General features: G+C 71.6%; 23 protein-coding genes. 8 read left to right on the top strand and 15 right to left on the bottom strand.

All coding sequences use genetic code 11. The features are described 5' to 3' along the window. Positions 1 to 55 precede the first annotated feature (55 nt). Entirely contained in the window at positions 56 to 1,195 is a 1,140-nt protein-coding gene (locus OG587_RS03570; protein WP_329086794.1) for a hypothetical protein, read from the bottom strand. A gap of 23 nt (positions 1,196 to 1,218) precedes the next feature. After that, a complete protein-coding gene (locus tag OG587_RS03575) occupies positions 1,219 to 1,674 on the bottom strand; it encodes an ATP-binding protein (protein ID WP_329086796.1) in 456 nt (151 codons plus the stop codon). 222 nt (positions 1,675 to 1,896) lie between these two features. Here OG587_RS03575 and OG587_RS03580 point away from each other — a divergent pair, with 222 nt between their 5' ends. Both OG587_RS03580 and OG587_RS03585 read left to right on the top strand, forming a co-directional pair. Further along, positions 1,897 to 2,733 carry a helix-turn-helix domain-containing protein gene (locus OG587_RS03580; RefSeq protein WP_329086797.1) on the top strand — a complete coding sequence of 279 codons (837 nt, stop codon included), beginning with the start codon at positions 1,897 to 1,899 and terminating at the stop codon, positions 2,731 to 2,733. Beyond that, entirely contained in the window at positions 2,721 to 2,933 is a 213-nt protein-coding gene (locus tag OG587_RS03585) for a DUF397 domain-containing protein (protein WP_329086799.1), read from the top strand. Before OG587_RS03580 ends, OG587_RS03585 begins: the two co-directional genes overlap by 13 nt. Before the next feature lie 222 nt (positions 2,934 to 3,155). Here the strand turns inward: OG587_RS03585 and OG587_RS03590 are convergent, their stop codons facing one another. Next, positions 3,156 to 3,983 (bottom strand): SRPBCC family protein, encoded by an 828-nt coding sequence (locus OG587_RS03590; RefSeq protein WP_443075431.1) that lies wholly within the window; start codon positions 3,981 to 3,983, stop codon positions 3,156 to 3,158. Between OG587_RS03590 and OG587_RS03595 the strand changes: the two genes are divergently transcribed. The 4 genes from OG587_RS03595 (at position 3,882) to OG587_RS03610 (ending at position 6,503) form a co-directional block, all read left to right on the top strand. Beyond that, on the top strand, positions 3,882 to 4,328 hold the full coding sequence (locus OG587_RS03595) for a MarR family winged helix-turn-helix transcriptional regulator (RefSeq protein ID WP_329086804.1): 447 nt from the start codon (positions 3,882 to 3,884) through the stop codon (positions 4,326 to 4,328). The genes OG587_RS03590 and OG587_RS03595 overlap by 102 nt on opposite strands. Positions 4,329 to 4,377: 49 nt before the next feature. Then, positions 4,378 to 5,610, top strand: coding sequence for an epoxide hydrolase family protein (locus OG587_RS03600; RefSeq protein ID WP_329086805.1), 1,233 nt, complete (start codon positions 4,378 to 4,380; stop codon positions 5,608 to 5,610). A 335-nt stretch (positions 5,611 to 5,945) separates the two neighbouring features. Further along, positions 5,946 to 6,155, top strand: a complete 210-nt coding sequence (locus OG587_RS03605; RefSeq protein ID WP_329086807.1) for a hypothetical protein — start codon at positions 5,946 to 5,948, stop codon at positions 6,153 to 6,155. A gap of 3 nt (positions 6,156 to 6,158) precedes the next feature. Then, the gene (locus OG587_RS03610) at positions 6,159 to 6,503 is read left to right on the top strand and encodes a DUF1036 domain-containing protein (protein WP_329086809.1); all 345 of its coding nucleotides are present in this window, start codon (positions 6,159 to 6,161) and stop codon (positions 6,501 to 6,503) included. A 281-nt stretch (positions 6,504 to 6,784) separates the two neighbouring features. Here the strand turns inward: OG587_RS03610 and OG587_RS03615 are convergent, their stop codons facing one another. From OG587_RS03615 to OG587_RS03645, 7 genes are all read right to left on the bottom strand, one after another. After that, positions 6,785 to 8,743 carry a GTPase family protein gene (locus OG587_RS03615; RefSeq protein ID WP_329086811.1) on the bottom strand — a complete coding sequence of 653 codons (1,959 nt, stop codon included), beginning with the start codon at positions 8,741 to 8,743 and terminating at the stop codon, positions 6,785 to 6,787. After that, positions 8,740 to 10,608, bottom strand: a complete 1,869-nt coding sequence (locus tag OG587_RS03620) for an ABC transporter (protein ID WP_329086813.1) — start codon at positions 10,606 to 10,608, stop codon at positions 8,740 to 8,742. The genes OG587_RS03615 and OG587_RS03620 overlap by 4 nt, the downstream gene beginning before the upstream one ends. A 261-nt stretch (positions 10,609 to 10,869) precedes the next feature. Further along, positions 10,870 to 11,568, bottom strand: coding sequence for a response regulator transcription factor (locus OG587_RS03625; protein WP_329086815.1), 699 nt, complete (start codon positions 11,566 to 11,568; stop codon positions 10,870 to 10,872). 200 nt (positions 11,569 to 11,768) lie between these two features. Next, entirely contained in the window at positions 11,769 to 12,341 is a 573-nt protein-coding gene (locus tag OG587_RS03630; protein WP_329086816.1) for a hypothetical protein, read from the bottom strand. Between the two features lie 37 nt (positions 12,342 to 12,378). After that, entirely contained in the window at positions 12,379 to 13,668 is a 1,290-nt protein-coding gene (locus OG587_RS03635; RefSeq protein WP_329086818.1) for an ABC transporter permease, read from the bottom strand. Beyond that, positions 13,665 to 14,465, bottom strand: a complete 801-nt coding sequence (locus tag OG587_RS03640; protein WP_329086819.1) for an ABC transporter ATP-binding protein — start codon at positions 14,463 to 14,465, stop codon at positions 13,665 to 13,667. The genes OG587_RS03635 and OG587_RS03640 overlap by 4 nt, the downstream gene beginning before the upstream one ends. Next, complete coding sequence (locus OG587_RS03645; protein WP_329086821.1) at positions 14,462 to 15,643, bottom strand: efflux RND transporter periplasmic adaptor subunit; 1,182 nt, start codon at positions 15,641 to 15,643, stop codon at positions 14,462 to 14,464. The genes OG587_RS03640 and OG587_RS03645 overlap by 4 nt, the downstream gene beginning before the upstream one ends. Positions 15,644 to 15,790: 147 nt before the next feature. Between OG587_RS03645 and OG587_RS03650 the strand changes: the two genes are divergently transcribed. Next, entirely contained in the window at positions 15,791 to 17,662 is a 1,872-nt protein-coding gene (locus OG587_RS03650) for an efflux RND transporter periplasmic adaptor subunit (RefSeq protein ID WP_329086823.1), read from the top strand. Positions 17,663 to 17,818: 156 nt separating this feature from the next. Here the strand turns inward: OG587_RS03650 and OG587_RS03655 are convergent, their stop codons facing one another. The 4 genes from OG587_RS03655 to OG587_RS03670 all read right to left on the bottom strand — a co-directional run bounded on the left by OG587_RS03655 (position 17,819) and on the right by OG587_RS03670 (position 22,235). Further along, a complete protein-coding gene (locus tag OG587_RS03655; protein ID WP_329086825.1) occupies positions 17,819 to 19,207 on the bottom strand; it encodes a HAMP domain-containing sensor histidine kinase in 1,389 nt (462 codons plus the stop codon). Continuing rightward, positions 19,207 to 19,914 (bottom strand): response regulator transcription factor, encoded by a 708-nt coding sequence (locus OG587_RS03660; RefSeq protein ID WP_329086826.1) that lies wholly within the window; start codon positions 19,912 to 19,914, stop codon positions 19,207 to 19,209. Before OG587_RS03660 ends, OG587_RS03655 begins: the two co-directional genes overlap by 1 nt. Before the next feature lie 34 nt (positions 19,915 to 19,948). Next, positions 19,949 to 21,139: an L-2-hydroxyglutarate oxidase gene (gene lhgO / locus OG587_RS03665; RefSeq protein ID WP_329086827.1), complete on the bottom strand. Its 1,191-nt coding sequence runs from the start codon at positions 21,137 to 21,139 to the stop codon at positions 19,949 to 19,951. A gap of 70 nt (positions 21,140 to 21,209) precedes the next feature. Beyond that, the gene (locus tag OG587_RS03670) at positions 21,210 to 22,235 is read right to left on the bottom strand and encodes an NAD-dependent epimerase/dehydratase family protein (RefSeq protein ID WP_329086829.1); all 1,026 of its coding nucleotides are present in this window, start codon (positions 22,233 to 22,235) and stop codon (positions 21,210 to 21,212) included. Between the two features lie 327 nt (positions 22,236 to 22,562). Between OG587_RS03670 and OG587_RS03675 the strand changes: the two genes are divergently transcribed. Beyond that, positions 22,563 to 22,940: an STAS domain-containing protein gene (locus OG587_RS03675; RefSeq protein ID WP_329086831.1), complete on the top strand. Its 378-nt coding sequence runs from the start codon at positions 22,563 to 22,565 to the stop codon at positions 22,938 to 22,940. A gap of 115 nt (positions 22,941 to 23,055) precedes the next feature. On the opposite strand, the gene OG587_RS03680 is transcribed toward OG587_RS03675, so the two are convergent. Next, positions 23,056 to 26,835, bottom strand: a complete 3,780-nt coding sequence (locus OG587_RS03680) for an SCO7613 C-terminal domain-containing membrane protein (RefSeq protein ID WP_329086833.1) — start codon at positions 26,833 to 26,835, stop codon at positions 23,056 to 23,058. Positions 26,836 to 26,861 lie beyond the last annotated feature (26 nt).

A 26,861-nucleotide genomic window follows, 5' to 3' on the forward strand; every position in this document is an offset into this window, starting at 1 on the left:
CACCGGAGCGCCAAGAAGTCCTAACAGAATGAGAGGTTCATCCGATGCGTGGTCATCAGCGAAGTAGGCCCGCAGCGAGGGAATCCGCCTCTGCGACGTGTCGGCCTGTACGGTACGGCTGCCACTCCTGCCGGATTCGCTGGAGTTCTCCGTGGACGCGGGCCGACGCGATCCCCTCCAGGTCTTGCCGAAGATCGACCACTGTCGCCGCTGCCCGTTCGATGTCACCGCTGCTCAGGTGGGCGCGAGCGCACCGCAGGCCGATCATGGCGCGGGTGCGTCGTTCCACCGGGCGCCGGGTGTCCATGGATGCGGCGTAGTGAGTTGCGGCACCAGCGTGGTCGCCGAGCGCGGTCAACGACAGACCGGTCTGGTGCTCCAATGATTCGCGCCGGTAGTTGCCCGTCCACTCCGACTCCGGCAGGGAATCCGCGCGCTCCAACTGTGCCTCCGTACGCCGCAGCAGCGCCAGAGCATCCCACCGGTCCGCAATCCCGGCGTGTGCCTCCGCTTGCATCCCAGTGACCCACGCCATGGTGCGCTGCGGACCGCGGCCACCAAGAGCAGACGCGGCAGCATCAGCCAGGGCGAGCGCCTCCTGGTTATGGCCGAGCTCGCGGGCCTGAACCGCCATCGACCGCAGCGCCGTGGCGCGCAACGTCCGGTCCCCTGCCTCGTCCGCCAACCGGACCGCTTGGATGTAGTAGCGCAGCGCGATCCCGTTGACGCCGGCATCCATCGCCATGTACGCCGCCAGGTAGGTGAGCTCAGCCGCTGCACGAAACAACTCCGGCCTTGCCTTGCCCGCGGTGCCCTGCAGGAGCGGCGCGACATCGTGCACCAGGTAGGCGGCAACGGCTCGGCGACCGTGGCCGCCGCCGTACAGGTCATCTAGGTCGCCGAACTGACGGGTCGTGGCGCGGATCCTATCCACATCCCCGGCGCCGGCCCGGCGCGCCCTGGGCTGCGATGGAGTCGACGGGCGGGGCGCGGTCAGCCCAGCCAGGGAGAAGGCGCCGGCGGTCAGCACGGTCCGACGGTTGAGCATGTCGTCCTCCCCGAGGGTGGTCAGTCGGGCGACCAGATCACCGCGCCACGGGTCATCGGCTGGCCCGGGGACCGTGGGAGTGGCCGGCCAGCCCAGAGCCTCGGGGCCGAGATCAGGGCGGCGGAGGCGACGGCGGAACGCCTCCACGGCAGCACCTATACCCTCTCGTACTAAGCGGTCCCGTCGCCGGATTCGTCATAGCGGGGCGGATTCGCGGGGAGTTCGCACCACACGATCCGGCCCGGCCCCCGTTCTCGGGAACGGTGGCCCCAGCTCCCTCCCGACAGCGCGCTGACGATCGCCAGGCCCCGGCCGCCCTCCGCCAGGAAGAAGGCAGGGTCCGGGCGGACGCGCGGGTTTTCGGCGGTCAGGCCCGCGTCCGCGACCTCGATGCGCAGCAGGTCGCCGTACGTCACCAGCCGCAGGACCAGCGGGTCGGCGCCCGGCCCCGCGACCCCGTGCCTGGCGTGCCGGACCGCGTTGGTCACCAGCTCCGACACGGCCAGCCGCGCGTTCTCGTAGGCGGGATGATCCTCCCCGAGCCATTTACGGACTTCGTCACGCGCCCGTGAGGCGGATTCGGGATTGCCGGGCAGACATATCTCGCTAAAGGTCTCCGGGGTCATTGGCTCGCCTCCCCCGGTCGAATTCGACCGGTTCTCCGTCTCGCTCGGGCCATTGGCCGAGGCACCGCCGTGTCTTTGACGTGGCTCTCACACGGTCGCAAACGGCCGGGAAACCGGAACGGAGAATCGTGTTCGCGATGTGTTCACAATCGCGGGAACCCTCTCGCGCGACCGTACGAACACCCAGGACAATGGGCCGAACACGACGAGAGGAGCCCGGAAATGCACGCCCCCTCAGAACCGGATCCATACGAGTCTCCGCGCATTCAGTTCGGTACAGAGCTACGCAAATTCCGACTTTTGGCGGGATTTACTCAGCAAAAGCTCTGCATCCCGCTCCACATCTCGATCAGCCACCTGAGCATGATCGAGAACGGCCACCGGGCACCGACCCTGGAGCTGGCACGCGGGGCGGACCACCTCCTCAACACGGGGTCGGCGCTCACAGCCCTGCTCGACCGCCTGAACCGCGCCGCGACCCAGCTTCCCCTTTGGTTCCGCCCCTGGCTGGAGTTCGAACGCGAGGCGGAGGCGCTGCGCATATGGGGACCGCTGCTAGTTCATGGCCTGCTCCAGACCGAGGACTATGCGCGAGCCATCCTGAGCCGCGAGCCCGACGTCACCGTCGAGCAGGTCGAAGAACGGGTCGCGGCCAGAATGGACCGGCAGAACATTCTGAAGCGGTTGACGCCCACGATGCTCTGGATCGTCCTGGACGAGGGCGTTCTCCACCGGCCCATCGCCAGTCCAGAAGTGATGAAGGGCCAGTTCGAGCACCTTCTTGAGGTGGGGGAAAATCTGCGCGTCTCTCTCCAGATAATTCCTTACAAGGCGTGCAGTGCGGTTGGCCTGCTGGGCGGTTTCGTCGTCGCGGAGATGCCGAGAAGCGCGGCCCCCGTGGCCTACATCGACTCCCAGAGCACGGAGGATCGAGTAACCGATCGGCCCGAGGAGGTGAAAGGGCTAGCATTCAAGCATGACGTGATCCGGGCGGATGCTCTGTCCCGGCACGAGTCGCTCGGCATGATCAAGGAGATGGCGCGGAGATGGACGACCTGACCCAGGAACTCGGCAACGCCCAGTGGCGCAAGTCCACCCTGTCGGGAAGCGACGGAAGCGACTGCGTCGAGGTCGCGAACCTGTCCGGCGGACACCGAGGCATCCGCGACAGCAAGGACCGCAACGGCCCCGCCCTCATCCTCACTCCCTACCAATGGGCCGCCCTCCTCAACAGTGTGAAAAACGGCGACCTCGCCTAGCTTCGGGACACCGGCGATGTCGTCCTGCTCGGTGATGAAGAACCGGCGGCCATTCCAGCTCAGCCCCGGGGGCGCCGATGTCCGGCGGCCGGGCTTCCATACCTTCGCCGACCATGTGTACGCCCACCGCCCACCGTCCTTCGACGGAAGGGCGGCGGACGGTGGCTCAGGCGGACGCCTCTTCGAGGACCCTTGCCTGGACGGCGGCGGAGGTCGAGCGGTTCAGGCGTAGACGGACGCGAGCCACGCGCCCCAGGTCCGCTCGGCGTCGGCCTGGTCGACGTCGGTGAAGATGTGGTGGCCGGTCATGATGACGCCGCCGCCCCCGACGAACCGCAGCAGCGCGTCATCGGTCCGCACCCCCAGGAAGCCGGGGGCCAGCACCGTGTCGACCACGCCGTCGACGGTCTGGCCCTCGACCGTGAAGTGCACCTTGTCCCCCTCCTTGACCTGCTCGGACAGGCCCACGGCGCGGGTGAGACCGGCCCAGACCAGCTCCTGGTCGGGCTGCTGCGGGCCGAACGCGGCGACCGGCACGGCGGTGCGGCCCGGGAAGTGCTCCAGGTAGCGCGCGAGGGTCTGCAGGTAGAGCGGGTTGCCCTTGCGCAGCGCGTCGTACTCCGCCTCCCAGTCGCCGGTCAGGATGCCGCTGTGCACGAACCGCAGCACGGTGCCGCCGCCGTCACGGCCCTCGACGAGGTATTCGAACGCCATGAACGCGCCCTCCTCGTCGGGCGCCGAGCGGTAGCCGAACCGGTGCGGCGGCTCCCAGGCGGTGACCGTGGACTCACCGGTGAAGCCGGGCATCGCCATGGACGCCTTGCCGCCCTCGCGGGGCTCGATCTCGTTCTTGCCCATGAACCACGAGTCGACACCGCGACCATCCCCGGCGCCCGGCGGGCGCAGATTGCATAAGCAACTTAAATAAATCAGTGATACATTCGGGTCATGGCACCGGAAAGACGGCAAGATCTCGACGCCGAGGATTTCGCCGGCGTGCTGGAGGAGTTCAACCGGAACTTCATCCGGCTCCCCAGAACCGAGAAGCACAGCTTCACCACGCTGTCGGTCCTGCACACGCTGGCCCACAAAGGCCCCATGCGACTGACCGCGCTGAAGGTGACCGAGCAGATCACCCAGCCCGCCATCACCCAGCTCGTCAGCCGGTTGGAGCGCGACGGACTGGTGGAGCGCCGCCCGGACCCCGAAGACCGCCGCGCGGTGCTCGTCCAGGTGACCCCGGCCGGTGCGCGGATCGTCCAGACCCGCTACCAGGAACGCATCCGCCGGCTCTCACGGCTGATCGAAGCCCTCACCCCCGAGGAACGCCACGCCATCGGCGGCGCCCTGCCCGCGCTGGCACGGATGGCCGCGCTCATGGACGCCGAGCGCTGATCCGCAGCGCGGCCGCCCCTCATATCCCGCATATCCCGGAAGGAACCCCATGGCAGCCACGACGCGCTTCCCGCTGGAACCCACGCCCATTCACGTCCCTGACACCATGCTGGACGATCTCAGGGCGCGGCTGCGGCTCACGAGGTGGCCCGACGACGTGGGCAACCACGACTGGTACTACGGCGTCAGCCGCGACTACCTCCAGGAACTCGCCGAATACTGGCTCGACCACTACGACTGGCGCAAGGCCGAGGCCGCGATCAACGCCTACGAGCACTATCGGGTGAGCGTCCAGGGCGTTCCGGTCCACTTCATGCGCAAACCCGGCGTCGGCCCCAACCCCACGCCGCTCATCCTCACGCACGGCTGGCCGTGGACCTTCTGGCACTGGTCCAAGGTGATCGCCCCTCTCGCCGACCCCGCCGCCTTCGGCGGCGATCCGGCCGACGCGTTCGACGTCATCGTCCCCTCCCTCCCCGGCTTCGGCTTCTCCTCGCCGCTGCCGGATCACCCCGACATGAACTTCTGGAAGGTCGCCGACCTCTGGCACACCCTGATGACCGACACTCTCGGCCATCGGAAATACGCCGCCGCCGGATGCGACATCGGCGCCCTCGTCACCGGCCAGCTCGGCCACAAGTACGCCGACGAACTGCACGCCATCCACATCGGCTCCGGCCAGAAGCTCACCTTCTTCAACGGCGACCGGGCCTGGGACTTCAGCGGCGGCCAACCGATCCCCGAGGGCCTGCCCGAGTCCGTGCGCCGGCGGATCGTCTCCCTGGAGCGACGCTTCGCCGTCCACCTGGCCGCCCACGTCCTCGATCCCAGCACCCTCGCCTACGGGCTCACCGACTCACCCGTCGGCCTGCTCGCCTGGATCCTGGAGCGCTGGGCCACCTGGAGCGACAATCAGGGCGACGTGGAGAACGTCTTCTCCAAGGACGACCTCCTCACCCACGCCATGATCTTCTGGGTGAACAACACCATCGGCACCTCGATGCGCTACTACGCCAACGCCAACCGCTATCCCTGGACCCCCTCCCACGACCGTCAGCCGGTCGTCGAGGCCCCCACCGGCATCACCTTCGTCGGCCACGAGAACCCGCCCGGCGTCACCACCACCGAGCAGCGGATCGACAACTGGCTCTCCAGCGGCCGCGCCGAGTGGTACAACCACGTCAACCTCACCGCCCACGACGACGGCGGCCACTTCATCCCCTGGGAGATCCCCGACCGCTGGGTCGACGACCTGCGCCGCACCTTCCGCGACCGACGCTGAACCATGCCGTCGTAGGCGGCAACGATGGGGCCGGTGTCAACGACGATCACGCCTCGCGACCGTGCCCCTCACGCAAGATCTCCTCAGTGCGTTCGGCGACGTCGTCCTGCTCGGGGGCGACGGGCCCGAACCAAACAGGCAGTCGTTCCCGCTCAGACTCACCCTGACCGGAGTGAATGAGACGATCTTCCGCCCGGAGCCCACCGTCTCGTCGAGACCGTCCCACCGCCCGCTCCACGCACCTGGAAATGAAAACGATTCTTTACACGGCCTTGGAGGTGACTGTATGTTGTCAATCAATCACTCTACGAACTCGACGAATGTAGGTGAACCACATGCCGGACAACGGCACCGAACGCCCCCCCGATCCCCGGGTGGCGTTCGCGGGCGCGACGTCGGCCGACACGGGCGAGACGAGCGAGCGACCGGGGGCGGCCGACCGCGCCGCCGTCGTCGCGAAGACCGACGACCACCTGCCTCCCCTGGCCGACGAGCCGATCGACGACAGACCCCTCGCCCTGCGATTCACGGAGCCGGAGGAGTAGATCATGCAGCTGCACTTCCGCAACCGCTACACCTCCAAGGTGTGGGTCGCGATCATGTTCTACAGCCCCGACGGCTGCCGCGACTACGGCCAGTGGGGCACCCGGGGCTGGTGGCCCATCGATCCCGGCGGTGAGGCGTTCGTCCTCAACACCAGCAACCGCTACGCCGCCTACTACGCCGAAGCGGCCAACGGAGCCGTCTGGACCGGCCCCTACGGCCCGATATACGTCTATCAGAACGCCTTCGACTCCTGCATCAACATCGGCAGCACCTCCGCCAGGCTCGTCGGCACCCGACTGGTCGACATGAACGGCTATTCGAGCTACTACGTGAATCTCACCTCCTGACGCGCTCCCCCATGTGACGCGCCGACCGGCCCCGACCGGCTCCGCGCGACCGCGAGGCGGACGCGGATGAGCGCCTCCTGAGAGACGGATACCGATTCCCTCCTCAGGATCCGTCCCCCTACGCACGGGAGGCGCTCGATCCCAGCCGGCATCCTCGGCATCCTCAGCGACGGCCCGTTCCCAAGCCCGCCCGAAGCCGCCCGTCGCACCCGCGAGCCCGATGCCCGGTCACCACGAGCGTCCCGCTCTCGCCGGGACCCACCCGTTCAGCACGGTTCGGACTATCTGCGGGCGCCGTCTCCGGCCACCGCGACCGCCTCGGTGAAGTGCTGATACCGGGTCAGCTCCTCCGCCACGGGATCCAGCACCAGCTCGCGGCCGACCTTGTCGACGCTCGATCGCAGCGCCTTCGCCGCCCTGCGGGCCCGGCGCCGTCCGCCGAGCCAGGCGGCCACCCGGGAGAGCAGCGCGATCAGCAGGCCGAGCAGGACGCCCCCGATCAGCAGCGTGGTGGGCCAGGGCAGCTCTCCCACGGTCGGCATGTAGAGCTGCGGAAGCCGGAGATAGTCCAGGGCGACCAGGGCGAGCAGCCAGATCCCTCCGGCGAGCATCGTCGCGAGCACCAGCCACTGCGCCAGCCCGGCCACCCGCCACCACAGGGGCCGTCTGGAGACCCCCAGCGAGGTGGTGGCCACCGCCTTGTCCAGGCCGTCCTCAAGCTCGTCCCCGTGTGACCTCGCCGCCTGCCGCACGGCGGCGGCCCACGGCGCGGGAAGCCCCGAAGCGGCGGCCCCGGCGGCCTCGCGGATCGCGGTGTCCATCCGGGAACGCTGGACGACGGTCGCGACGGGGATGGACGTCCTTCCGACGACGCCGCCCGGCTCCGACGGCTCCCCTGACGCCCCCGACTTCCCGGCGGACCGGCTCCCGGCGTCCAGGCGAAGGCGGCGGAGCGGATCGGGCCGCAGGCGGCGGATCCATCGGGTGGGCGGCCATCCGGTGGCGGCGATCGAGCGGTGCCGGTGGGACTTGGCCACGGCCTCGACGACGACCGGCACCCCGGCGGCCTGCGACAGCGCTTCCCTCAGCGGCCTCGCCAGGCCGTCCGGCCTGCTCGCGACGTCGGGAGGGGTCTCGCCGGGGGCGATACCGGACGCCTGGAGGAGCGCGTCGGCGGCCATGCCCGCGTCGGCGGCGAGGCGGGCGGACCAGGACCGCCGGTCGGCGACCCGGGAGGTGAGCAGCGAGCGCAGCTCGGGAACGCCCGCGCCGGTACGGGTGGACACCCCGACCACCGGGACACCGGTCAGGCCGTCCTCGTCGAGGAGCCGCCGGAGGTCCTTCAGGCACCGCTCGGCGGCGGCCGGGGAGAGCCGGTCGATCTGGTTGAGGACGACGACCATGACCCCCCGGTGCCGGGCCAGCGGCCGGAGGTAGCGGTCGTGGACGGCCGCGTCGGCGTACTTCTGCGGGTCGAGCACCCACACCAGCAGGTCGACCAGCTCGACGAGCCTGTCGACCTCCAGCCGGTGCGACGGCTCGATCGAGTCGTGGTCGGGCAGGTCCAGCAGAACCAGCCCGGCGGCCTCCCCATCCATCCCTGGCACCTGCCCGGACACACCGGACGGCTGCCCGGACACACCGGACGGCTGAACGGAGACATCAGACGCCTGCCCGGAGACACCGGAGGGCTGACCGGAGGCGTCTGACGGCCGGACGGCGGCCACGGACGCCGGACCGCCGGAGGCAAAGGGGACACCCGCCGTCCCGTCGGCCCTCTCGTTCGTCCCGGACCCGCTCGCTCCGGCCGACCGCCCGATGCCGGGCCGGGGCTCCTCGCCGTTCCCGTGCCACGGGCCCTGAGCAGCCTGGCCGGAGGCGTCGAGGAGCTCGTGGCGGCGGGGGATCTCCAGCCAGTCGAGCAGCGGCCCCGCCCCGGTGCCCTCCCAGAGGGCGGCCTGGGCGGTCGAGGTGGTCGGGCGGGTGACGCCGACCGTGGCGAGCGAGGTGCCCGACAGCAGGTTGAACAGCGAGGACTTGCCGCTACCCGTGGCTCCCGCCAGCGCGACCGCGGTGTGGTCGACCGACAGGCTCGCCCGTACCCCGGCGCGGGAGATCACCGAACGCGCGGCGGCGACCGCCTCGGCGTCCAGCCTCCCGTCGGCCAGGTCGGCGGCACGCGCCAGCGCCGCCAGCCGGTCGTCCAGCGAGACCGTCTTCTCTCGTCGCAGCAGCTTCACGCCTGGCCCGCCTCTCCCGCGCCGGTGGCGCGCGGGACGCCGTCGGGCGCACCGGTCGCGTGTGGAAGGCCGTCGGGCGGTCTCCGGGACTCCTCCACCGCCATCGGGACGGAACCCGCCGGGAGGGCGGCCCGGCGGTCCGCGACGGGGAGCTCGCGCAGGTGCTCGCGTACGGCGTCGGCGGTGGCGCGGAGGGCGGGTGCGGTGCCCTCGGGGGGCTGTACGGCGTCCAGCAGGTCGGTGAAGCGGTCGGCGTCCCCGCCGAGGAGGATCGCCACGCGGGCACGCAGGTCGGAGCGGGCCTTGACGGTGAGGTCGCGGACGGCCTGGTCGCCGAAGACGGCCTCCAGGACCTTCTGGCTGAGCACGCTGGTGCCTCCGGCGATGCCGACCTCGATGCCGGTCAGGCCGCCGGTCGAGGCGAACACCGCGATCATCAGCAGCAGCCCGGCCCCGTTGAGGCCGAACGAGGTGACGCGGGCGGTGGTGCGCTTGTCCGCCCCCTCCTCGCGGACCAGGTCGAGCACGTACGACTGCCAGCCCCTGACGGCCTCCTCGGCCCTGGCGGGCAGGTCGGCGGAGGCGCGGCCGAGGCGCCCGGCGACGGCGACCCCCTCGCGTTCGAGGAGGGCGCGCCCCGAGGGGTGGGAGGACCACGACTCCAGCAGGCGCTCGGCGGCGCTGTCGGCCGAGGCCCTGATCAGCGCCTCCACCCCGCTCTCCAGCGCGGTCCGCAGCTCGCTCTCGGGCGCGGGCCGCCCGGTGACGAAGGCCACGACCCGGTCCCTGAACCTGCCGACCCGGCTCTCCAGGGAGCGCATCAGGTCGCCGGTCCCGATGAAGTCCTGCCAGCGGGCCAGGACCTCGCCGCGCAGCAGCGACCCGTCCCGCATGCCCTCGTCGAAGGAGGCGAGGCCCACGGCGTAGGCGGCGTCCGCCATCGAGCGTAGCTCCTCGGCCCCGGTGTGCTGGCGGTCGACCGCCGCGGCGAGCGCGGGTACGCGGGTGGAGAGGCTCTCCAGCGCGCCGGACAGGGTCTGGCGCACCACCTCGGCGCGGGAACGGGAGTCGGCGGCGATGGCGATGAGCCAGTCGGCGATCGGCTGGACCGCCTGGCGCGGCAGGCGGGCGTTCTCGTCGGGCAGCACCAGCTCGGGCACCTCGAACAGGTGCGTCCCGCCCAGGCCGTTCGCCTCCAGCAGCCGGTTCAGGTCCTTGCGCACCACGCCCATGGCCTCGGGAGGGACCCTGGAGAGGACGACGGCCAGGGCCGTGCTCCGCTCCCTGGCCGAGCGCAGGAAGCTCCAGGGGACCTCGTCCGCGTACCGGGCGGCGGTGGTGGTGAAAAGCCACAGGTCGGCGGCGGCGAGGAGCTGGGCGGCCAGCTCGCGGTTGGCGGTGACGATGGAGTCGATGTCGGGGGCGTCGAGCAGGGCCAGGCCGGGCGGGACGGCCGCGGCGGTGACGACCCGGAGCGTGCCGGGCTCGCCCCTGCCGCTCCCGGTGACGCGCGGCAGGCCGGGCAGGACGTGCTGGGCGGTGAACCACTCGCGGTCGACGGGGCTGGTGACCAGGGTGGGGGCCATCGTCGTGGGCCGCAGCACGCCCGGCTCGGAGACGTCCTCGGCGACCAGGGAGTTCACCAGCGTGGACTTTCCCGCCCCGGTGGAGCCGCCGACGACGGCGAGCAGCGGAGCGTCGATCGCGCTCAGGCGGGGGATCAGGTAGTCGTCGAGCTGGCCGGTCAGCTCGCGCAGTGCCCGGCGGTCGGCCGCCACGTCGCCGATCGCGAGGGGGAACAGCTCGCGGTCGAGGTGCCGCCGCAGCTCCCGCAGCGTCTCCAGAAGACCGTCGTTGTCACCCATACGGTCGATCCTGCCCTACAGGCGCCTCTGTAGACGCGTTTGGCCCCACCGCTCGACCGGGTTACGGGGGCGAACTCGGTAAAGCGGTGGGGCCCAGCCCTCGGACCTCATCCGGGGGCCACTGTGAGCTCGTCTCCCCCGCAGCTGGAGGCGAGCCCGAGCCCATCGGATGCTTCCGAGGTGATCGGGGGTCGTGCAGTGTCTATTGGAACACACAAAGCTCAGAAACGGGTCAGCTGAAGCTGAATATCAGCTGAAAGTTCAATCACTGTGGGGTGGTCGCAGCACATAGCCCACTCCACGGAGGGTGTGGATGAGCCGGGGCTCGGCCGTGTCGACCTTCCGGCGCAGATACGAGACGTAGGACTCGACGACCCCGGCGTCACCGCCGAAGTCGTAGTTCCAGACGTGGTCGAGGATCTGCGCCTTGGACAGCACCCTGCCGGTGTTGACCATGAAGTAGTGCAGGAGCTTGAACTCGGTCGGCGACAGCCGCACCGGGACGCCGGAGCGCCAGACCTGGTGCGCCTCCTCGTCCAGCTCCAGGTCACCGACCTGTAGGCGTACCGGCAGGTCGAGGTCTCCCCTGGTACGGCGGAGCACGGCCCGGATGCGGGCGAGGACCTCCTCCAGGCTGAAGGGCTTGGTCACGTAGTCGTCGGCCAGCCGCAGCCCGGCCACCTTGTCGTCGGTGCCGTCCCGCGCGGTCAGGAAAAGCACGGGCATCTGCCCGCTCATCTCCCGCAGCCGTCCGGCCACGGCGAAGCCATCCATGTCGGGCAGCATCACGTCCAGGACGACCAGGTCGGGGCGGATGCGCTCGGCGAAGTGCACGGCCTCCCGGCCGTCCACCGCGGTCACCACCTCGAACCCGGACAGGCGCAGGCTGGCCGAGAGCAACTCCCTGATATTCGGTTCGTCGTCCACGACCAGCAATCGGGCTTCCACTCTGTCCAGCACACCCCGAGGCTCGCCCACCTCGCTGGAACACAGCTCAGCCAGGGCTGAACGTTTCCTGAGAACCCTCTCAGCACCGCTCCCGGGAAACGGCCCGCCGCACCGGCCGTCACCGCTCCCGGCAGCCGGTTCACCACCGCTCTTCGGAAACGGCCCGCCGCGCCGCCCGCCACCGCTCCCAGGGACGGCCCCCGCTTGCCGGCTTACCGGCGCCCGGCGCCCTCGTTGATGACGGTCGCGGTCACCGAGCCGTCATCGGCCGTGGCGCCCCGCACGACCACCGCGCCGCCGGGCTTGAGGTCGCTGACCTTGCCCTCCTTCGCGACGCGTACGGATGTCTCGTCCGTGGTGTTCACGGTCACGACCGAGCCGTCCGCCGTCTGGACGTAGACCTTGCCGCCCTCGACCCGCTGCACCGTGCCGGCGGTCATCCCGCCCCGGCCGCCACCGCCCTGACCGGCTTCCTGGTCGCCCTGACCCCGCTGACCTCCTTGACGGCCCTGGCCGCCCTGCTGGCCACCGCCGAAACCGCCGGCACCCGCGCCGGCCTGCCGTATGGCCGCCGCGGGGACACCTGACGGGCCGCCCATCGCCTTCTGCGCCTGGATGCCCACGATCACCCCCGCCACGAGCATCACCCCGGCGCCCAGCACGAGGGTGAGCCTCGACAGGCGGCGCGGCGGCCGGGCCGCCAGCTCGCTGTCCAGGTCCCCCCGGAACGGGGAGCTCTCCAGAGTTCTCCCCGCCGGAACCGTCTCGTCGGCGTTGCCGCCCATGTCTCTCTCCTTGCCTATGCCGCGTAAGCCGTACGGGTCACTCGTGACGCAGGGCCTCGATGGGCCGGAGCCTGGCGGCCCGGTTGGCCGGGTAGCCGCCGAAGAACAGCCCGATGCCCACGGAGACGCCGAGGGCCAGCGCGATCGAGGACGGTACGAGCACCGGTGAGATCCCGGCGATCGTGAAGCGGGTGCCGGCGAACGCGATCGCGACGCCCGACAGGCCGCCCACCAGGCTCAACACCGTCGCCTCCAGCAGGAACTGGCCGAGAATGGCGCCCCTGGGCGCGCCGATGGCCTTCCTGATGCCGATCTCCCTGGTCCGTTCGGTGACGGTGACCAGCATGATGTTGGTGATGCCGATGCCGCCGACCAGCAGGGAGATGGCGGCGACCGCGCCGAGCAGGGCGGTGAAGATCCCGACGGTCGAGCTGACGGTCTCCTGCAGGGTCGCCTGGTTCAGGATCCGGTAGTCCGCGACGCCCGTCGGGGTGATGCCGTGCCGCTGGTTGAGCACGGCGGTCACCTCGTCCTGCGCGGAGTCGGTCGTGTCGGCGCCGGTCGCCTGCACGATGATCGAGCCGAGCGCGCCGAACCCGGTCAGGCTCTGCTGCACGGCGGGCAGCGGCACGACGGCCACGTCGTCGGCGTCCTGCATGCCCGACGAGCCCGACTCCTTGAGCACCCCGATCACCGTGAACGGCACCCCGGAGACGCTGACCGGCCTGCCGACCGGATCGGCCGTGCCGAACAGCTCCTCGGCCACGGTCCGCCCGATGACCATGACCTTCCTCGCGGCGAGCACGTCGTCGTTGACGAAGTAGGTGCCGCTGTCGACGGGCTTGTTCGTGGCCTCGAAGTAACTGGGGTAGGTGCCCACGAGCTGCGCGATGGTGTGACTGGCGCCCTCGTGGACGGCGGTGGCCGCGTTCGCGGTCACCACGGGCGACACGCTCCGCACCGAAGGGACCAGCTCCCTGTCGGTCAGCGCCTTGGCGTCCTCCAGGGTGAGCTGCCTGGCCTGGGTACGCGGGCCCTCGTTCTGGCCCCCGGCCGCCCGGCCCCCGCCACCACCGCCGCCACCTCCTACGAAACCGCCGCCCCCGCCCCCGCCCCCGCCTCCGGCGAAGGACGCCGAGACGGTGAGGGTGTTGGCGCCGAGCCGCTGGATGGACTGCTGGATGCTCTGCGAGGCCCCCTCACCGAAGGCGACCAGCAGGATCACGGCCGCCACCCCGATGAGGATGCCGAGGGTGGTCAGGAAGCTGCGCAGCTTGTTGGCGGCCAGCCCGCGGAGCGCGAACCTCAGGATCTCGAGCCGGCTCACGCGCTGACCTCCGGCATGTGGGGCGAGAGGCCGTCAGTGGGAGCCTCCGGCGTGCGAAGTGGGAGGCCGGCGGGAGCCTCCGCCATGCGGGGCGGGAGGCCTCCGACGGGGGCCTGGCGGCGGTCCTCGACGATCCGGCCGTCCACCAGGCGGATGACCCGTTTGGCGTGGGCGGCCACGTCGTCCTCGTGGGTGATGATCACGATCGTCCTGCCCGCGACGCTCAGCCCGTCGAGGATGCCCAGCACGTCCCCGGTGGAGGCGGTGTCGAGGTTGCCGGTCGGCTCGTCGGCGAGCAGCAGGGCGGGCGCGGTGACCAGCGCCCTGGCCACGGCCACCCGCTGCTGCTGGCCGCCGGAGAGCTCGTTCGGCTCGTGGCGGACCCGGTCGGACAGGCCGACCTGCTCCAGGGCCGCCAGGGCGCGGGCCCGGCGGTCGGCGGCGCCGACCCCGCCGTACGCCATGGGCAGCTCGACGTTGGCGAGCGCGCTCATCCGGGGAATGAGGTTGAACGACTGGAAGACGAACCCGATCTTCCGGTTGCGGAGTACGGCGAGCCTGCGCTCGTCCAGCGAGCCGACGTCGGTGCCGTCGATGCGGTAGTCACCGGAGGTGGGCACGTCCAGGCAGCCCAGGATGTTCATGAGTGTGGACTTGCCGGAGCCCGAGGCGCCCATGATGGCGACGTAGTCGCCCCGGTCGACGCTGAGCGACACCCCGCGCAGCGCCCGGACCTCGGCGTCCCCCCTGCCGTACACCTTGATGATGTCCGTGAGGGACAGGACGGGGACGGTCATCGGCCGTTCCCTCCCCCGGCGGGGCGGATACCGCCGTTGCCGCCCCCGCCGTTGCGACCGCCACCGCCGCCACCGCCGCCGCCTCCGAGGCCGGGGAAGCCGCCTTGCTGGGTGGTCTCCGTGGGCACCGGGCGGACCACCTGGTCGCCCTCGGTGAGCCCGGATCTGATCTCGGTGAGCGCGTCGCCCTTGATCCCGGCCTCCACCTGGACGGGCAGCTGGCGGCCGTCCCGCAGTACGGTCACCGTGCTCCGCCCGCCCGCCGTGGAGATCACCGTGGAGGAGACGGCGAGCACGTTCTCGGCGCGCTGGACGACGACGCCGACCGTGGCCGTCTGGCCGAGCCTGACCTCCTTCGGCACCTCGGTGAAGGAGATCGTCACCGGGTACTGGACCACGTTGTTGCTGGTGGTGGCGGTCGGCTGGATCTGGGTGACCTTCCCGGAGGCGGTGACCCCGGTGAGCGCGTCGAACCCGATGGAGGCCGTCTGGCCGACCTTGAGCCTGGTGACGTCGGTCTCGGTGAAGGTACCGACGAGTTCGAGCCTGCGGGCGTCGGCGAGGTCGATGAACCCACCCGAGGCGTTCGCCGCGCCGTTCGAGTTCGCGGCGTTCCCGGAGCCCGCCGAGTTGTTCGCGTTGGTCGCGGTCTTGGAGGCGGCACCCGAGGAGCCGCCGACCGTGCCGTTGACGGCGGTGACCGTACCGGCGAACGGCGCCTTGATGACGGTGCCGTCCACCGCGCGTTTCGCGGACCGGTAGGTGTTCCTGGCCGTGACGTACTGGGCATAGGTCGCGGCGGTCGAGGTGTCGTCGTCCGCGGTGTCGAGGGCGGCGGCGGCCGCGTCCAGGCTCTCCTGCGCCGAGTCGTCGTCCAGCCGGGCGAGGATCTGCCCCGCCGTGACCTTCTCCCCGACCTTGACGTAGATCTTCTCGACGGTGCCGTTCGATCCGAAGGCCAGCGACCGCGCGCGGGCACTGGCCACGGTCCCCGAGGCGGAGACGGAGGCGGAGACCGTGGCCCGGGTCACCGGCACGGTCCGCACCGCGGCGTTGGCGGCGTTGGCGGATGAGGCCTCGCCGCCGAGGGAGGAGTAGGCGATCACCACTCCGCCCAGCAACAGGACCCCCAGGGTCCCGTTCACGATCAGCGCTCCGCGCTTGGTCGACAGCTTCACAGCGCCTGACCCTGGCGCATCAGGCTTGGGCCCACCCCGGCGAAGGCTGAAGGTTTCCTGCAGACCGTGTCGTACCGTCCTCGATGCACAGCAAACCTTCAGGGACCTGTGAGCATGCTGTGAATCAGGCGGTCCAGGATGGCCGCCATGAGACCGACCCATCTCCCGAAGAACCTGCGCACGGGAGGGCTCGCCCTGGCCGCCCTCGTTCTGGTGGGCGCGGGGGCGATCGTCGCGTTCGACGGCGGCTCCGACCAGGCCCCCCGAGTGGAACTGGCGTCCGCCAAGCGCGGGACGGTGACCGCCGCGGTGTCGGCCGCGGGCAGCACCGTGGACGACGGCACCCGCGACCTGGCCTTCGGCGGATCGGGGACGGTCACGAAGGTCTACGTCAAGGCCGGGGACAGGGTCGACAAGGGGGACGTGCTCGCCAGGATCGGCTCCGAGCCCGCACGCGAGCGCTACGCCGCCGCGAAGGCGCAGCTCGCGGCGGCCGAAGAGGCACTGGACACGGCGGGAAGCACGCCGGAGAGCACGGGCACGACCGAGGCCAGGCAGCAGACCGGGGGCCAGGGCGGGGAGCGGACGGCGGACCGGTCAGGAGGTCAGACGGGATCCGACCGGTCGGGTTCCGCCGGGCAGAACGGCTGCGAGCCCACGGCGACGCGGCCTCCGGGAGCGGGCGCCACCTCCACCCCGACCGGGGCGCCGGGGCCCGCGCGCACACTCTCGCCGTCCCCGGCACCCACGCCGACCGGATCGGCACGGACGATACAGGTCGTCCCCGCGGGCGGGATCGTGCCCGCCGGGTACAGCTTCACGACGGCACCCACCCCTACCCCCGTTCCGGTAAGAAACTCCGCGTCCACACCGGCGCGGTCCTCGGCCTCGGCGCCCGCGTTCGTCAAGACCGCGACGCCCGCGACCATACCGACCGCGACACCGACGCCGACCGCGACGGCGGGGCCGGGTGGCGGCTCTCCCCGGCCCGCGCCGACGGTCACGGTCACCGTGACGTCCGCCCCGACGGTGACCGTGACGGCCACCGCCACGGTCACCGTGACCGCGAGGCCGGACGGGCCGCCCGCGACCACCGGCCCCACGGGCCCGTCCTCGGGTCCGTCGACCGGCCCCGATGAACACCCCGGGCCGACGGCGAGCCCCACCCGCCCCACCGGCACGGCCGTACCGACCGCCACCGCCAGGCCCACCGCCACCGGATGCCCCACCCCGAAGCCGAGCGCGAGCACGGGAACAGGAACGGGAACGGACCGGGGCACGTCCCCGAGCAGGAACACCGGACAGAACACCCAGCAGGGTCCTCAGCAGGTTCCTCAGCAGAACGGCGGGGCCGGGCGGGGGGCGCTCACCGTGGAGCAGGCCGAGGCCCGGGTGAAGCAGGCTCAGGCGGAGCTGACCGATGCCACGGAGGAACTCGCGGGCGTGCGGATCGTCGCCCCCGCCGACGGCACCGTCATGTCCGTGGCCGGGGCGGTCGGCGACAGCGCGGGCACCGGCGCCTTCCTCACCCTCGGGGACCTGGACGAACTCCAGGTGGAGGCGCTGTTCACCGAGTCGGACATCGGCAGCCTGAAGCCGGGACAGCCGGCGGCGATCACCCTGGCCACGCGGCAGGGGGAGAAGTACACGGGCGCCGTGACGGCGATCGCTCCCACCGCGACCACGAGCGACCGGCTGGTGAGGTACGGCGTCACGATCGCGTTCGACGAGCCCCCGGCGGACCTCCTGGTGGGCCAGACCGCCTCGGTCACCGTGACCGTCGCCGAGTCCGCGGAGACGCTCTACGTCCCGGCGCAGGCCGTACGGACCAGGGACGGGGTCTCCAGGGTCACCGTGCAGGGCGGCGTCGAGCGGGTCGTGGAGACGGGGGTCCGCGGCGACCGGTACGTCGAGATCACCTCCGGGCTGTCCGAGAGCGACCGGGTGGTACTGCCCGGCGCGGCCGGAGGGGAGTTCCCCGACAGCAGCTGGCCGGACCCGGGAACCGGCGCCCCCTGAACCGGACGGCGACCGATCGAACCAGTCGAATTAACCGGATTTAGTGGGACTCGATCGGATCTGGAGACAAGAGTCGGTCGACTCCAGGAACGAGCTCGGCCCACTCCGGAGCTCGGTCCGCTCCGGGAGCGAGGCGGCCGGGCGGGGAGGCGAGGTTCAGTCGGATTCTGAGGCGAGGGGGAGGATCACCCGGAACGTCGAGCCCTTGCCCGGTTCCGACTCCACCGCGACACGGCCGCCGTGGGCCTCGACCATCGCGGCCACGATGGCCAGGCCGAGACCGCTCCCGCCGTCCTCGGGAGCGCGCCTCCCCCGGGCGGAGTCCGCGCGGTAGAACCGCTCGAAGACGCGCTCGCGCTGCTCGGGGGTGAGGCCGGGCCCCTCGTCGGCGACCTCGATGACGGCCATGTCGCCATCGCCGGAGAGGATCACCCGTACGGGGGTGCGCTCGGGGGTGTGGGTGAGCGCGTTGGTCATGAGGTTGCCCACGACCTGGCGGAGCCGTACCTCGTCGCCGGAGACGATGAGCGCGGAGCCGTCCACCGAGAGCGTGACATCGCGGTCCGGGGCGAGGATGCGGGCGTCGTGGACGGCGTCGGCGGCGATGGCGAGCAGGTCGACCGGGCGCATGACCATCGGCCGCTGCTGGTCGAGCCGGGCCAGCATCAGCAGGTCGTCGACGAGCAGGCCCATCCTGACCGCCTCGGACTCGACCCGGCGCATCAGCGGCGTGGCGTCGATGCCGGGCGCCTGCCGGTAGAACTCGGCGAAGCCCCGGATGGAGGTCAGTGGGGTGCGCAGCTCGTGCGAGGCGTCCGCGACGAACCTGCGCATGCGCTCCTCCGAGCTGCGGGCCGAGGACTCCGACTCGGAACGGGCGCGGAAAGCCGTCTCGATCTGGGCGAGCATGCCGTTCAGCGACCGGCCGAGGCGGCCCACCTCGGTGCGCGGGTCGGCGTCGGGGACGCGGCGGCCCAGGTCTCCGGCGGCGATGGCCTCGGCGGTGCGCTCGATCTCCTCCAGCGGGCGCAGGCTCCTGCGGATGATCACCACCCCGACCCCGGCGAGCATCAGCACCAGGCCGCTCCCGCCGAGCAGCTCCACCAGCGCGAGCTGGCCGACGATCTGCCGTACCTCACCCATGTCCACGGCCACGATGAGGCTTCCGCCGGTGTCCAGTGAGGTCACCCGGACCCGCCAGTCACCGTTCTCGAACGGGTGGGCGCCCTGGCCGGGGGGCATGTTCGGCCCCGGTTTGCCCTCCACGTCGATGCCGCTGAGCAGGACGAGGGTCCTGCCGTTCTTGCCGCGGAGCTCCAGCCTGGCGTCGGACGGCATCGTCTTGCCCATCAGCGCGACGGAGTTCCGGTTGTTCATGCGGCGCAGCGCGGAGTCGACGGTCATGTCGATCTGGCTGTCGACGCGGTCGATCAGGTAACCGCGCATGATCGAGACGCTGCCGATGCCGATGAGGGCGAGCGCGATCGTGAGCAGGACCAGGATGACGCCGATCAGCTTCACCCGCAGGGGGGTCGCGTTGAGCATCAGGGGGCCGGTGGTAAGCGCAGCACGTATCCGACACCGCGCAGGGTGTGGATCAGTCTCGGCTCGACATTGTCGATCTTGCGGCGTAGCACGGAGACGTAGGACTCCACGATCCCGACGTCGCCCCTGAAGTCGTAGTCCCACACGTGGTCGAGGATCTGGGCCTTGGACAGCACCCGCCCCGCGTTCGCCATGAAGTAGCGCAGCAGCTTGAACTCCGTCGGCGACAGCGCCACCGCCTTGCCCCCGCGCCACACCTCGTGGCTCTCCTCGTCGAGCTCGACGTCGGCGAAGGTGAGCCGGGGCGGCCTGGGGACGAGGTCGCCGGAGCCGGTACGGCGCAGCACGGCCCGGATGCGGGCCACGACCTCCTCCAGGCTGAACGGCTTGGTCACGTAGTCGTCCCCGCCCGCGGTCAGCCCCCGGATCTTGTCCTCGGTGGCGTCACGCGCGGTGAGGAAGACCACCGGCGTGTCACTGCCGCCGCCGCGCAGGCGCCGTACGACGTCGAAGCCGTCCATGTCGGGGAGCATCACGTCGAGCACGATGAGGTCGGGCCGGTGCCGCTGGACGGCGGCGACGGCGTCCGTGCCGTTGCCCGCCGTGTTGACGCCGAACCCGGCGAACCTCAGGCTCGCGGCCAGAAGCTCGAGAATGTTGGGCTCGTCCTCGACGATCAGCAGACGGGCTTCGGGTGAGTCGGTCACTGGTCTATTTTCACCGGCCCACATGAGAAAGCAGTTAACTGGTCAACACAGAGGCTAACCCCACAATATGCCTGGCAATCGCCAAACTTGACGTGGCGGCCGGTGAGGGGGCGTTGCGCACGAGGGCGACGCGGCCGTGCACGTCGATCGCGAAGTCGTCCAGCATGCCGCCCCGCCCGTCCACAGCCTGTGCGCGCACGCCTCCGGCGGTTTTGACCAGGTCGGCGCCGGTCAGGGCAGGGACGTAGCGGCGCGCGGCCCGCAGGAAGGATCCTTTACCCATCGAACCGGCCACCTCCCTGATCCCGGTCCGCCAGTGCCTGGCCGCCAGCCGCCGGGTGCCCCGCCAGGCCAGGATCCGGCCCAGGTCGGCGAGGTCGACGTCCCGCCAGGAGTAGCCCTCCAGCGCCAGCGCCATGACCGCGTTGGGGCCGACCAGCACCTCGCCGTCGATCCTGCGGGTCAGGTGCACGCCGAGGAACGGGTAGCGGGGGTCGGGAACCGGGTAGACGAGCCCGCGGACCAGGTTCTTCGCCTCCCCGGCCAGCGCGTAGTACTCGCCGCGGAAGGGGACGATCCGTACGTCGCCGGGGATCCCCGCCATCCGCGCGACGGTGTCGGTGCCGAGCCCGGCGCAGACGATCACCCGGTCGAAGTCCAGCGTCCGCTCCCCCGCCGTGACGCTCACCCCGCTCGCGGTCTCCCGTACGGCGCGCACCGGGTGGGACAGCAGCACCGATCCGCCGCTCTCCTCCACGTCCAGGGCCAGGCGCCGGGCGACGGCGGGGAAGTCGACGATCGCGGTGTGCGGGGAGTGGACGGCGCCCACGCCGACGGCGTGCGGCTCGATCTCGCGCAGGGCCAGCGCGTCGAGCTCGGCGATGCCGGGAACCCCGTTCGCGCGGGCCCGCTCGGCGATCCTCCGCAGCTCGGGCCGCTCCGGCCCGGTGGAGGCGACGACGAGCTTGCCGACCTCGTCGTACGGGATGCGGTGCTCGGCGCAGTACTGCCTGAGCAGCGCCACGCCCTCCCTGCAGAGCCTGGCCTTGAGCGAACCGGGACGGTAGTAGATCCCCGCGTGGACGACACCGCTGTTGTGCCCGGTCTGGTGGGCTCCGACGCGGTCCTCCTTGTCGAGGACGGTCACGGTGGCCCCGTAGGTCAGCGCCGTCTCCCTGGCCACGGCCAGCCCGACGATTCCCGCGCCGACGATCCCGACCTTCATCGCCGGCTCCTCCCTTTCCCCGTGGGACCTTCCCTACGGGGTGGTCGCCTCCGTCAGGACAGGAGGCGCGTCACCGCGTGACACTACCCGCCAGCCTCCCGACCTTGTCGGTGGTGAGATGTCCTTCCTGGGCCAGCCAGCGCAGCGAGTCGGCGACGGTCTCCTGGACCGGCCGCAGGCCCACGCCGAGCGCCTCCAGGGTCGGGGTGTCGTACGTGCGGACCATCGTGACCATCATCTCGACGGCGTCCCTGGTCAGCGGGTAGTCGATCTCCTTGATCAGCTTCATCACGTCGCCCACGGCCGCCGCGCCGCGCAGCACCGACCGGTGGATCCTGAACCTCCGGCAGCGGTTCCCCGTCACCTCGTCGCAGACGTCGGCGAGCTGCGCCCAGGTGAGGTAGTGCCCGCCCAGCATGAACCGGCGCGGCCCCCGCCCCGGTTCGAGGCAGCGGGCGAGCACCACGGCCAGATCCCGTACGTCGACGATGTTGGCGCCGCCCGCGGTGATCGGCCAGCCCTGTTCCAGCCCGGCGCGCAGGCCCTCCACCATCGCGTCCAGCGAGGGCTGGTACGGCCCGGTGACCCCGGCCGGGTAGACGATCGTGATCGGCATCCCCTGGTCCTGGAGCCTCCTGGCGTAGCGTTCGGCGGAGATCTTGCTCCTGCCGTACTCGTTCCTCGGCGTGGAGAGCGGACTCTCGGTCGTGATCACCGGCCCGGCCGGGGGCACGAAGACACTAATGGTGGAAATGTGCACGATCGGGTCGAGACCGAGTTCGACGGCCTGCCCGAGGACGTTCTTCGCCCCGGTCACATTCGTACCGTCCAGGTCTCCTGCCCGGCCGATGACCCCGATTTCCGCGGCGGCGTGAATGACCGCGTCGCACTGTTCGAGCCCGTCCCGCACGGCCGCCGCGTCGCGGATATCGGCCCTGTGCAGGGGAACCTCTTCCGTCACCCCGACGGCGGCGAGCACCTCGCGCGTTTTCTCCGGATCGCGTATGAGAAGACGCGGCTCATGCCCGTCGGCGAGGAGCGCGGCGACCGCATGCGAGCCGACGAAACCTGATGCTCCGGTTATCAGAACGCGCATGCTCGAAAGTTAGCGGCAATCCTCACCACAAGAGAAGGGATAACCGGCCTGGTTCTTAACCGTCATTGCCAATGCGGGAAACAAGTCCAGGCCGGTCAAGGAATACGTGAATATGTCGGGGCAGTAAATCGTGATGCGGTCATTCATTTTCGGTATGAGATCAGGCCCCGCACCGGCTCCCGGGGCGGATGGCGGCCGGTGGGCTCCCACAGCCGTTACGCACATGTCTCCCGCCCGTCGCCCACCCCGGTGGCACGGAGGGGTATACCTTGATCAGGCCGGATGGCGGCCGAAACCGACCGCGTCACCGGGTGGAGATACGAGGCGATGAGCAGAGAACTCTCCATCGACGTCGATCACCACGGGCACGCGGACTGCACCGTGATCACTGTTGCGGGTGACATCGACCGTAATTCCAGCGGACAGCTCAGGGAGACCATCGAACAGCTGGTCTCCGACTACCGCCCGCGGATCGTCATCGACGCCGAAGGCATCACCTTCTGCGACTCCACCGGGCTGCGGATACTTCTGAGTGGCGCGCGGGTCACCTCGGAGGCGGGCGGATGGCTGCGCCTTGCCGGGATATCGGACGTCCTCAAACGCCTCCTGCAGATGACCGGCCTCTCCGCCTGGTTCCCCGTCGACCCCGACGTGGCGACCTCTCTCGACCACGCCGCCCGCCGCAACACGCAGTCCTCCGGCTGAGCCCCGAGCGACCTGGCGCATCCGGGTCTCCGGGCCCCCGAAGCTCGGAACGGTCGCTCTCCCCGGTCCCCGTGAGCCCGCGACGGGCGCGTCCGGACCCGAGCCCAGGGCGCGGTCAGCGCATCCGTCCGACCGCGCCCCGCAGGCGTCGCACGTCCCGCAGGCGCGCCTCGTAGGTCGCGCCGACGACCACGAGCAGCAACCCGCCCAGCGCCATCGGCACCCATCGGGGCACCAGCACGACCACCTCCGCGATCCACGGCGCCAGTTCGTGCAGGGCGACGACGGCCACGGTCAGCCCGCCGAGGACCGCCGGGGCCTGGAGCCGGAACCGGGCACCGGCCAGCAGCACGGCGAGCGAGACCACGCCGAGCAGCAGCGGCCGGAGCCAGCCCGAGCCGGCGAGCAGCGCGAGCACGCTGGGTACCAGGCTGGAGACGAGCCCGGGACCGTAGGCGCCCCAGGACGACATCTTCCCTCCGCGCGCCCGCCACCAGCCGAACCCCAGCAGCACCAGCGAGAACGGAACCGCGTACGCCTCGATCACGCTGATGTCGGAGGCGAGCAGCCGTAGCCAGGAGGCCGGCAGCAGGAGGCCCGTTCCGGCGTATCCGGCCCACCGGCGATCGGGCCGCAGCGCCGTGCCGGCCATCAGCACGCCCGCCACGGCGCAGGCCAGGCTCGCCAGTGGCAGGTCGGCCGAGGCGAGCGGCAGGCCCGCTCCCACGAGGACGTACCCCGCCGCCTCCACACCGACCGCGAACGCCGTCTTCCTGAACCTGCCCGCCACGACCGCCGCCGCGCAGGCCACGGCGAGCGGGCCGAACGCCGCGTGCCGTACCGGCCAGTCCAGCGCCAACCCGGCCGCCAGCGCCTCCCCGCCCGCCAGCAGTGTCGCCAGCCCGGCCGCGACCGATGCCACCGCCCGGTCCCCGAACGCGACCGGCGTCGCCGCCCTCGCTTCCGCCCTCGTCCCGGCCCTCGCCCGGTCACCCAGCACGACCGCCACGGCGATCACCGCCACGGCGGGAAGGACGACCAGGGTCGCGGGCTCGCTCATGAGGGCCCAGGAGATGGCGACGAAGGCGGTCCACAGCGCCGCCACCCCGCCGAAGACCGCGTTCGCGCGGCTCCGCGCCGCCATCCACGCCGTGGGGACGATACCGGCGACGAACAACCCCAGCTCCACCCCGTACGGCAGGGCGACCGACACCGGCAGTGCCACCAGTATCGCGGGCCAGGCGAGCAGCACCGCCCTGGTCGCGCCCCGGCGCCGCGCGACCTGCCAGGAGACCAGCACCGCCGCCGCTGCGACGAGGACGACCACCGCCACGAGCGGCGGATGGCCGCCTGCCGGGCCTGCCACAGCCGTCCACGGCCGTACGAGGGGGCGATGGAAACCGAGGATCGCGGTGGTGGCGGCGTGCGCGGAGACGACCGCGCACGCCGCCAGCACGGCACTCAGCACCAGCCCGGCGGACCTCCGGAGATCACCGTTCTCCCCCGGCGTGCCCTCGGGCAAGGAAGGCCTGGCCGTCGAGCCTTCGCGCGAAGCGAGGAGCGCCGCGAGCACCGCACCGGCGGCCAGGGACAGGGACAGGCCGTCACCCGCGGGAAGCCACCGGGTCCCGGCGGAGACGGCCCACATCAGGCCGGTCGCCGACAGCACACCGGCGACCAGCGAGAACGCCGCCGCCCCACGTACCCGGGCCGCGAACGCCGCCGCGCCCCAGGCGACGAGCAGGACGCCGAGCGTCACGTACGTGCCGGACCGCTCGGCGAGCGCGGTGGCCGTCGCCACCGCGGACACCGCACCGGCGGCGATCGCGAAGGCCCTCGCCCACCGCGACCGCCCGGCCAGGGTCATACCGGCCACGAGGACGACGGCCAGCGCCGGCAGGACCACGAGGTCCACCCGGTGACCCCAGCCGAAGGCGACGGGGGCGACGGCCGTCGCGAGCGTCCCGGTGGCGAGCGCGGCGAACCCCATGGCGGCCCGCCCCCGCGCGGCCGCCAGTGCCGAGGCGACGGCCAGCAGCCCCGACACGACCGGGAACTGCGGGAACGGCGCGATCAGCCCGGCATCGGCGAAGCCCGGAGATCCCGACCACACATCGCCGAGCCGGTTGAACGGGGCGAACAGCGTGAAGATCACATCGTTCGTGAAAGGTAGTGCGGTGGCCACCGCCAGCACCCCGGCGGAGACGGCACCGGCCGAACGGACCCGCGGCTCGTCCAGGCCGGGCGCGTACAGCATGACCGCCACGGTGAGCAGCGCCGCCACCGTGTACGGCACGACCCACCAGGCGGGCGGTATCAGCGGCCAGGCGGGGGCCGCCAGTCCCGCCGTCAGCACGAGCACCGAAACCGCGGTGACGACCCGGAGGCGGTCCGTGTTCCGCACCCCCCGCGCGACCGCGAGCCCGATCACGGCCAGCGTGACCAGCAGCAGGGCCTCCCAGAGCGAGACGATCGCCGGATCGCCGCCGGAGAACGGATTCAGCGTCTTCAGGAGCGATTCCAGAAGCCCGTGGCACACCCCCAGCCCCCACACCACGCCAAAACAGACCGCGACCGTCGTCAGCGGCCCGCGCCCGCCGGGCGCCTCCCCGGGCACGCCAGGCGCCTCCCCGGGCATGCCGGGCGTGTCTTCGGGCATGTCAGGCGCGTCTCCGGACGCGCCAGGCGCCTTCTTGGGCACGCCGGGCGCATCTTCGGGCACGCCGGATGCCTCTTCGGGCACGCCAGACATGTCTCCGGGCACGCCAGACGCCTCTTCGGGCACGCCGCCCCGCCCGTGCTGAGCCGGATCATCGGTCATCCGCTGCGACCCGTCTCCGGACACGCCCTCGACGTCGATCTCGGCTCGGGCCATGACCTCGGCCCCGTCCTTCGCCGAACCCGCGGGCGCCGCCGCTCCTATGCCGGACTCGGAACTCCGGCCCGCCATGTGGAACACCAGGAAGGCGGCGTCGGCGGCGGCCGTCGCGGCGAGCGCGGCGGTGATCCACGACGCCGTCTCGTCGAAAGCGAGCAGCGGGAGCGGGAACTGGGCGAGAACGATCGCGACGGGCAGCGGCAGGCGCAGCGGGAGGAGTCGCGAGTAGCCCGCCATGGCGAGCGCGACCAGGGCGAACAGCAGGGCGGCGTAATGGGGTCCGGCCAGGCCGTCGGCCCCGGCCAGCCCTGTCCGCCGGGCCGCGTAGCCGTCCAGGAAGAGCAGCGCCGCGCCGAGCATCGCGATGGTCTCGGCGGTGGTGACGAGCCCGCGCCTCACCAGGAGTCTCGGCACGGCGAAGGTCAGCCCGGTGACGGCGGCCAGGATCGCCGCCCGGCCGCCGAGGCCCATGCTCCCCCAGCTGACCACCGTGAACACCACGGCCGCGACGACCAGCAGCAGCCCGCCGAGGCCGAGCAGCAGGTTCTGCACCGCCCGGGGCGAGAAGTCCTTCCCCTGCCCTGACACCGCCTCCGGCCGCCCGGCAGGTCCGCCACCGGCCAGGTGCGCCCGCTCCTTTCCGGCCCGTTCCTTTCCGGCCGGCTCCCGTTCGGCCTGCGCCTGCCCGACCTGTTCCTTTCGGGCCCGCTCCCGTTCGGCCTGCGCCTGCCCGGTCCGTTCCTGCCCGGCCGGCTCCCGTTCGGCCCGCTCCCGTTCGGCCCGTTCCTGCCCGAGCAGGCCGAGCAGGTGGCCGCGCCGGATGAGAAGTTCCGCCTCGCGGGCGCGCAGCCCCGCGAGGGCACCGTCGAGCCGCCACAGCTCGGCCGCCACCGGCCCCCTCAGAGGTAGCGCGCAGCGCGGGCAGCGCTCGTGCGCCCCCGCGATGGGGGCCGAGCACTCGGGACAGCCCACCGGCGAGGGGGAGCGGAGGCCCGACGCCGGGTTCTCGTCATGCATGGTCCGAAGGATGGCGCAAGCGGCTT

This window comes from Streptosporangium sp. NBC_01469, assembly GCF_036227305.1.
Lineage (GTDB): Bacteria > Actinomycetota > Actinomycetes > Streptosporangiales > Streptosporangiaceae > Streptosporangium.

Excerpts from the sequence above, each read along its gene's own strand:
- OG587_RS03650 (WP_329086823.1), top strand. The coding sequence starts at position 15,791 with ATGAGACCGACCCATCTCCCGAAGAACCTGCGCACGGGAGGGCTCGCC.
- OG587_RS03655 (WP_329086825.1), bottom strand. The coding sequence starts at position 19,207 with ATGCTCAACGCGACCCCCCTGCGGGTGAAGCTGATCGGCGTCATCCTG.
- OG587_RS03630 (WP_329086816.1), bottom strand. The coding sequence starts at position 12,341 with ATGGGCGGCAACGCCGACGAGACGGTTCCGGCGGGGAGAACTCTGGAG.
- OG587_RS03585 (WP_329086799.1), top strand. The coding sequence starts at position 2,721 with ATGGACGACCTGACCCAGGAACTCGGCAACGCCCAGTGGCGCAAGTCC.
- OG587_RS03670 (WP_329086829.1), bottom strand. The coding sequence starts at position 22,235 with ATGCGCGTTCTGATAACCGGAGCATCAGGTTTCGTCGGCTCGCATGCG.
- OG587_RS03680 (WP_329086833.1), bottom strand. The coding sequence starts at position 26,835 with ATGCATGACGAGAACCCGGCGTCGGGCCTCCGCTCCCCCTCGCCGGTG.
- OG587_RS03605 (WP_329086807.1), top strand. The coding sequence starts at position 5,946 with ATGCCGGACAACGGCACCGAACGCCCCCCCGATCCCCGGGTGGCGTTC.
- OG587_RS03595 (WP_329086804.1), top strand. The coding sequence starts at position 3,882 with ATGGCACCGGAAAGACGGCAAGATCTCGACGCCGAGGATTTCGCCGGC.
- lhgO (WP_329086827.1), bottom strand. The coding sequence starts at position 21,139 with ATGAAGGTCGGGATCGTCGGCGCGGGAATCGTCGGGCTGGCCGTGGCC.
- OG587_RS03600 (WP_329086805.1), top strand. The coding sequence starts at position 4,378 with ATGGCAGCCACGACGCGCTTCCCGCTGGAACCCACGCCCATTCACGTC.
- OG587_RS03620 (WP_329086813.1), bottom strand. The coding sequence starts at position 10,608 with ATGGGTGACAACGACGGTCTTCTGGAGACGCTGCGGGAGCTGCGGCGG.
- OG587_RS03610 (WP_329086809.1), top strand. The coding sequence starts at position 6,159 with ATGCAGCTGCACTTCCGCAACCGCTACACCTCCAAGGTGTGGGTCGCG.
- OG587_RS03640 (WP_329086819.1), bottom strand. The coding sequence starts at position 14,465 with ATGACCGTCCCCGTCCTGTCCCTCACGGACATCATCAAGGTGTACGGC.
- OG587_RS03575 (WP_329086796.1), bottom strand. The coding sequence starts at position 1,674 with ATGACCCCGGAGACCTTTAGCGAGATATGTCTGCCCGGCAATCCCGAA.
- OG587_RS03675 (WP_329086831.1), top strand. The coding sequence starts at position 22,563 with ATGAGCAGAGAACTCTCCATCGACGTCGATCACCACGGGCACGCGGAC.
- OG587_RS03580 (WP_329086797.1), top strand. The coding sequence starts at position 1,897 with ATGCACGCCCCCTCAGAACCGGATCCATACGAGTCTCCGCGCATTCAG.